Source organism: Flagellimonas sp. MMG031 (assembly GCF_040112705.1).
Classification (GTDB): domain Bacteria; phylum Bacteroidota; class Bacteroidia; order Flavobacteriales; family Flavobacteriaceae; genus Flagellimonas.
Map to the genome: position 1 here is coordinate 3,752,426 of NZ_CP157804.1, position 7,649 is coordinate 3,760,074.

Sequence of the window (7,649 nt, forward strand, 5' to 3'; positions counted from 1 at the left end):
AACATTCTCTTAAAATTCAAACATTCGCATTTATCGACATCAATACATAGAAATTTGACATCGGAAGAGTATATTTGTAGGTAGTTTTTAAATATTATTCAGTTTTATGGATTTCACACTTTCCGAAGAACAGTTAATGATACAACAAGCGGCCAAAGATTTTGCCCAAAATGAACTTTTGCCAGGTGTCATTGAACGCGACGAAACCCAAACTTTTCCTTGGGAACTTGTCCAAAAAATGGGAGAATTAGGTTTTATGGGGATGATGGTCAACGAAAAATATGGAGGAAGCGGTCTTGGCACCCTCTCCTACGTGCTGGCCATGGAAGAACTATCCAAAATTGATGCCTCCGCCTCCGTTATGGTATCGGTAAACAATTCTTTGGTGTGTTGGGGACTCGAAACCTATGGAACTGAAGAACAAAAACAAAAATACCTGACCCGTTTGGCCACTGGAGAAATCATCGGGGCATTCTGTCTATCGGAACCCGAAGCGGGAAGCGATGCCACATCACAAAAAACAACGGCCATCGACAAAGGCGACCATTATATACTAAACGGAACCAAAAACTGGATTACCAATGGTAACATTGCAGAAGTTTACTTGGTTATCGCCCAAACGGACCGGGACAAGGGACATCGTGGCATAAATGCCCTGATTGTTGAGAAAGGCATGGAAGGTTTTGATATCGGCCCCAAGGAAAACAAATTGGGAATCCGAGGCAGCGATACCCATTCCCTTATGTTCAATGATGTTAAAGTACCCAAGGAAAACCGAATCGGAGAAGACGGCTTTGGCTTTAAGTTTGCCATGAAAACCTTGGCCGGAGGACGAATAGGCATTGCCGCACAAGCCCTTGGAATTGCAGCGGGAGCCTACGAATTGGCCCTAAAATATGCCAAAGAACGGAAAGCATTTGGTACTGAGATTGCCAATCACCAGGCCATTGCCTTTAAACTGGCAGACATGCATACCAAAATTCAGGCGGCCCGCCATTTGGTGTATCAATCCGCTTGGGACAAAGACAATGGGAACGATTATACGCTTTCTGGTGCAATGGCCAAGCTTTATGCTTCTGAAGTTGCCATGGAAACCGCTATCGAAGCCGTGCAGATACACGGAGGTAATGGCTACGTAAAGGATTACCATGTAGAGCGATTGATGCGTGACGCAAAAATAACCCAGATATACGAAGGCACTTCTGAAATACAGAAAATTGTTATTTCCAGAAGTATTATTGCCGATTAAAAATCAATACCCCCTCCCAAAAGAGGGGGTTGTTTTTTATCAATACTGCCCATTCGTCAACTCGACCCTATTTTTTGGTTGACATCTTCCTTGAAATTCTAAAAAAGAACCATACCCCCATCACATCGAAAAGGGAAGACCTTCATTTGAACGGCGAATTTGAGAGAATGATAATTTAGGTTTCCCATATTTCCTAAATTGAATATTTTTTAACCTTTATGAAATAACGTTGATTATTTATCTGATAATCAACTAAAACCTTATTGTTTCTTCATTGATTTTGATATTTTTGAGCAAATACGTTAATGATGGGATTGAAGAAACAAGGTTTATATCTACCAGAATTTGAACATGACAATTGCGGTGCGGGCTTTATTTGTAGCCTAAAGGGCATCAAATCGAATGACATCATACATAAGGCCCTAGAGATTCTCGATAAATTGGAACACCGTGGGGCTGTAAGCGCAGATGGTAAAACTGGTGATGGTGCAGGTATTCTTATCGATATCCCCCATGCCTTTTTTAAGGATGCGTGTGCATTTGACCTACCCGAAGCTGGGGAATATGCCGTAGGAAACGTATTTCTACCACAAAAAGAAAACCAGCGCGATTTCTGCATCAAAGTTTTTGAGGAAAACATCGCCAAACAAGGGCTTCAACTGTTAGGATGGCGACACGTACCCGTCAATCGTTCCGTTCCCGGAAGAATTGCCGCGGAAACCGAGCCCTACGTGATGCAAGTCTTTGTTGGAAAAAGTGAGGATTTGGATGAATTCCAATTTAATCTCAAGCTTTTCATTGCGCGGAAAATCACCGAGCATACCATTATCAATAGTAAACTGTCGGAAAGTGAATTTTTCTACCTTCCCAGTTTATCCACAAAAATCATCATTTTTAAAGGACTACTGGTTCCCAAGGACATCAGCAGGTATTACGAAGACCTGTTGGACCCAAGGGTAGTGACCCGATTGGCTTTGGTGCACCAACGATTTTCCACCAACACCTTCCCAAACTGGGATTTGGCACAACCTTTTAGATATATGTGCCACAATGGAGAAATCAACACCCTACGGGGAAATGTCTCACGCATGCGCTCCCGTGAGGAATTGATGGAAAGTGAATGGTTCGGCGAGGACATCAAAAAGATTCTTCCCGTGGTGCTGCCCGGAAAATCAGATTCCGCCAGCATGGACATGGTGGTGGAGTTATTGTTGATGACCGGGCGTTCGTTACCCGAAGTGATGATGATGCTCGTACCAGAAGCTTGGGAGAAGAACCCTGATATGTCCGAGGCCAAGCGCGCCTTTTACGAATATAACTCCTGTCTGATGGAGCCATGGGACGGACCCGCTTCCATTCCATTTACCGATGGCAACTACATCGGTGCGGTGCTGGATAGAAACGGTCTTCGTCCATCAAGATACTCCGTGACCAAAAAAGGCTATGTCATCATGTCCTCAGAAACAGGGGTGGTAGAGCTAGAGCCAGAAGATATTGAATTCCATGGAAGGTTGGAGCCCGGTAAAATGTTCTTGGTAAACATGGAAGAAGGCAGAATCGTGAACGATGAAGAAATCAAGGAGCGTATTGCCCAAAAACATCCGTATAAAAAATGGCTAAAGGACAATTTGGTGCATTTGAAAGACATCCCATATAATGATTGTCCCGTATTCTTCGGCGAATTTCCGCTTAAAACCAGAAGAACTGCTTTTGGCTATACCCAAGAGGATATCAACACCATTATAATGCCGATGGCCGAAAATGGGAAAGAACCTATTGGGTCCATGGGGTCGGATACACCCATTGCTGTGTTGTCCGAACGCCCTCAATTGATCTACAATTACTTTAAGCAACTCTTTGCCCAGGTAACCAATCCGCCTTTGGACGGTATTCGTGAGGAATTGATCACCGATATTAGCCTGACCTTGGGGAGCGACCATAATATTTTCGACTTTTCGGAACTGCATTGCCGTAAATTGAAAATCCAGAACCCGGTAATCTCCAAGGAAGATTTGGATAAAATCAAAAACTACGATGCCAGTCCCGACTATAAAGTAGTCTCCATTCCCATGCTCTACGAAATCCAAAAAGGACACAATGGATTGGAAGAAGCACTGGATAACATCCTACAACAAGCCATACAGGCCATTGATGATGACGCCAACATTATTATACTATCGGATAGAATGGTCAGCACCGAAATGGCAGCGATTCCTGCTCTTTTGGCTTGTTCGCATGTGAACAGCGGACTGCGTAAGTTTGGCAAACGCTCCAAATTGAGCATCATCATTGAATCGGCCGAGCCTCGGGAAGTGCACCACTTCGCACTCCTTTTTGGTTTTGGTGCAAGTGCCATCAATCCTTACTTGGTCAACGAGATTATTGGGGAACAAATTGAAGAGAACAATATCACCGATTACACTTTTGAGGAAGCCGTCAAAAATTACAACAAGGCCGTAGGTAAGGGTATCCTAAAGGTGATGAACAAAATTGGTATCTCCACCCTTAACTCATACCGCGGTTCCCAATTGTTCGAGTGCATTGGGATCAACACCACCGTGGTGGACAAATATTTCCCCAATACCCCTACCCGAATCCAGGGAATCGGACTGTACGAAATAGAGAAAGAAGTTACCAAACGCCATAAAAAAGCATTCCTATCGCAGGATATAGCAGCCAATCTCGATCTTGAGGTGGGCGGAGAGTACCGTTGGAGAAGAAATGGTGAGAAGCACATGTTCAATCCATTAAGTGTCGCCATGCTTCAAAAATCGGTACGCAACAACGAGCCGGAAACTTATAAGGAGTATTCCAAATTGGTCAATGAGCAATCCAAAAACCTAATGACCATCCGTGGACTGTTCGATTTTTCGAACTACGATCCCATTCCCATTGAAGAAGTGGAACCTTGGACGGAAATCGTCAAAAGGTTCAAAACGGGGGCGATGTCCTACGGAAGTATTAGTCAAGAAGCACATGAAAATCTTGCGGTTGCCATGAACCGAATTGGAGGAAAGAGCAATTCAGGTGAAGGTGGGGAGGATTCGGCTCGTTTCTATAAAAGTCAAACTGGCGACTGGAAGAACAGTGCTATTAAACAGGTAGCATCGGGTCGATTTGGGGTCACCTCCAACTATTTGACGAGCGCCCAGGAAATCCAGATAAAAATGGCCCAAGGGGCCAAACCTGGTGAGGGTGGGCAATTGCCCGGACCAAAAGTCAATCCGGCGATTGCCAAAACACGAAATTCAACCCCTTACGTAGGATTGATTTCCCCACCCCCGCACCACGACATTTATTCCATTGAAGATTTGTCACAATTGATCTACGACCTAAAATCCGCCAACCGTGATGCACGTATCAACGTCAAATTGGTTTCAGAGGTTGGTGTAGGTACGGTAGCAGCCGGGGTTGCCAAGGCAAAAGCCGATGTTATACTCATTTCCGGATTCGATGGAGGTACCGGGGCATCGCCATTGACTTCCTTAAAGCACGCTGGCCTACCTTGGGAACTAGGGATTGCCGAAGCGCAGCAAACATTAGTGCTGAACGATTTGCGAAATAGAGTGGTTTTGGAATGTGACGGACAATTAAAAACGGGAAGGGATGTAGCCATCGCCTGCTTGTTGGGAGCTGAAGAATTTGGATTTGCCACAGCGCCCCTCGTAGCTTCGGGCTGTATTATGATGCGTGTTTGCCATTTAAATACCTGCCCCGTAGGAATTGCAACCCAGAACCCTGAGCTGCGTAAAAAGTTTGAAGGTAAGCCAGAACACGTGGTCAACTATATGTACTTCGTAGCTCAAGAATTGCGTGAGATCATGGCCAAACTAGGCTTTAGGACGTTGAACGAGATGGTAGGCCAAGTGCAAAAACTGGACCGTAAAAAAGCCATTGAACACTATAAGGCCGCTGGAATTGACCTTACTCCCATTCTGTACCGTATCGACGTTCCCGAAGGAACAAAACTGTACAATACAGAAAAGCAGGTACACGACATCAGTAAATCCATAGAGTTTGATATCATTGGAAAGGCACACCCTGCTCTTTTCCGTAAGGAGAAAACCACATTGGACTTCCCCATCAAAAATACAGATAGGGCCGTTGGTGCCATTATCAGCAATGAAATCTCAAAAATCTATGGGGAGGAAGGATTACCGGAAAACACCCTGAAACTGAATTTTACCGGTTCTGCCGGCCAGAGCTTTGGTGCGTTTGCTACCAAAGGACTTACCATGGTGGTTAACGGAAACACCAACGACTATCTTGGGAAGGGACTTTCTGGAGCAAAATTGGTCATTAAAGTTCCGTTCAAATCAACCATAAAACCCGAAGAAAATGTAATTACTGGAAATGTGACCCTTTATGGTGCCACCTCGGGCGAGGCATACATCAACGGTAAAGCGGGAGAACGCTTCTGTGTGAGAAACTCCGGGGCCAAAGCGGTCGTGGAAGGAATCGGTGACCACGGTTGCGAATATATGACGGGTGGTGTTGCTGTGATCTTAGGTTCCGTAGGAAGAAATTTTGGTGCCGGAATGAGCGGTGGAATTGCTTATGTATTTGATAAAGACAATTCCTTTAGAAGTAACTGCAACGGAGATCACTTGAATCTGCTTCCGGTTGATGAGGATAACGATATCCAACAACTGAAAGACCTGATAGAGAACCATTACAACGCGACCTTAAGTCCATTGGCACAGCGTATTCTTGAAGATTGGGAAAATTGCCTTCCTAAATTCATAAAAGTGTTCCCGGAAGAATTCCGACAAGCACTGATACGATTGGAAGAAGAAAAATTGCAAACCTTATAATTGGAGACATGGGAAAGATTACAGGATTTATGGAATTTGACAGAAAGGATGAAGCATATGCCCCTGTCGAAGAACGCATCAAAAACTATAAGGAGTTTACCAAACCTCTAAAAGAGTCCGAATTAAAAGATCAAGGGGCTCGCTGCATGGATTGTGGTATCCCATTTTGCCATAGTGGCTGTCCGCTGGGAAACCTAATCCCCGATTTTAACGACGCCGTTTACAAAGGCAAATGGCAGCAAGCCGCTGAGATACTGCACTCCACCAATAATTTCCCGGAATTCACCGGTAGGTTGTGTCCCGCTCCCTGTGAAGAATCGTGCGTATTGGGCATCAATGAAGACCCGGTATCCATTGAGAATATCGAAAAGAACATTGTAGAGACCGCATTCAAAAACGGTTGGGTTAAACCCATTATCCCTGTAAAACGAACGGACAAAAAAGTGGCCGTAGTAGGTTCTGGACCGGCAGGATTGGCGGCAGCGCAACAATTGAACCGTGCAGGTCATAATGTTACTGTATTCGAAAGGGATGAGAAACCGGGTGGCTTGCTACGTTATGGGATTCCTGATTTTAAAATGGAGAAAAGTATTATCGACCGACGATTGGAAATCATGGAACAAGAAGGCATTGAGTTCAAAACAGGCATTCATGTCGGTGTGGATGTTACAGCGGAACAACTTCAACAAGACTACGATTCTATTGTTCTTTGTGGTGGGGCCACGGTAAGGCGCAGCCTTCCCATTCCCGGCTCCGATGCCAAGGGAGTGATACAAGCCATGGATTTTTTACCGCAGAACAATCGAAAAGTGGACGGAATACCGTATCAAGGAGAAGAAATCTCTGCAAAAGACAAAAAAGTCATCGTAATTGGCGGTGGTGACACAGGTTCGGATTGTATCGGAACTTCCATTAGACAAGGTGCCATTTCTGTGACCAATTTTGAAATTATGCCGAAAGGAACTACCGAACGGCCAGAGGGACAGCCTTGGCCCTTTTGGCCAATGCGTTTACGAACCAGTTCGTCTCACAAAGAAGGAGCTGACCGTGTATTTAGCATTTCTACCAAAAGATTCAATACCGATAATGATGGCAATTTGAAAAGCTTGGTAACTGCAGAAGTGGAATGGATCAAGCAACCAGGTCAAAGACCTGTATTGAAAGAAGTAGAAGGCACAGAAAAAGAATGGGAGTGCGATTTGGTGCTATTGGCTTTGGGCTTCACAGGTTCTGAAACTACCATAGCCGACCAACTTCATCTTGAAATGGATGCACGAACCAATATTAAGGCTTCTGCGGCAGATTATAAAACCAATGTTCCCGGCGTATTTGTGGCCGGTGACCAAAGAAGAGGGCAATCCTTAATTGTTTGGGCCATTTCCGAGGGACGGCAAGCGGCTCACTACGTGGACAAATACCTTATGGGAACATCCGATTTACCGTTAAAAGGGGAAGGTGATTTACCCCGAGTGTAAACACTCACATAAATCTCAACTAAACTTGCTAACTCCTCAAGGCCTTGTGCTGCGAGGAGTTTTTTTATGGGCTGATAACGGTCCCTTGTTGGATCTAAATGCTAAGAATCC

Annotated in this window: 3 protein-coding genes; all 3 read left to right on the plus strand. The window is 44.8% G+C overall.

Going from position 1 to position 7,649, the window contains the following annotated elements:
• Positions 1-106: 106 nt before the first annotated feature.
• The 3 genes from ABNE31_RS17155 (at position 107) to ABNE31_RS17165 (ending at position 7,538) form a co-directional block, all read left to right on the plus strand.
• Positions 107-1,249 (plus strand): acyl-CoA dehydrogenase, encoded by a 1,143-nt coding sequence (locus ABNE31_RS17155; protein WP_179384554.1) that lies wholly within the window; start codon positions 107-109, stop codon positions 1,247-1,249.
• A 308-nt stretch (positions 1,250-1,557) separates the two neighbouring features.
• On the plus strand, positions 1,558-6,063 hold the full coding sequence (gene gltB, locus ABNE31_RS17160; RefSeq protein WP_349353059.1) for a glutamate synthase large subunit: 4,506 nt from the start codon (positions 1,558-1,560) through the stop codon (positions 6,061-6,063).
• A gap of 8 nt (positions 6,064-6,071) precedes the next feature.
• A complete protein-coding gene (locus ABNE31_RS17165; RefSeq protein ID WP_349351912.1) occupies positions 6,072-7,538 on the plus strand; it encodes a glutamate synthase subunit beta in 1,467 nt (488 codons plus the stop codon).
• Positions 7,539-7,649: the final 111 nt, after the last annotated feature.

Bases quoted from the DNA above. Each gene is read 5' to 3' on its own strand.
- ABNE31_RS17155 (WP_179384554.1), top strand. From the start codon at position 107: ATGGATTTCACACTTTCCGAAGAACAGTTAATGATACAACAAGCGGCC.
- gltB (WP_349353059.1), top strand. From the start codon at position 1,558: ATGGGATTGAAGAAACAAGGTTTATATCTACCAGAATTTGAACATGAC.
- ABNE31_RS17165 (WP_349351912.1), top strand. From the start codon at position 6,072: ATGGGAAAGATTACAGGATTTATGGAATTTGACAGAAAGGATGAAGCA.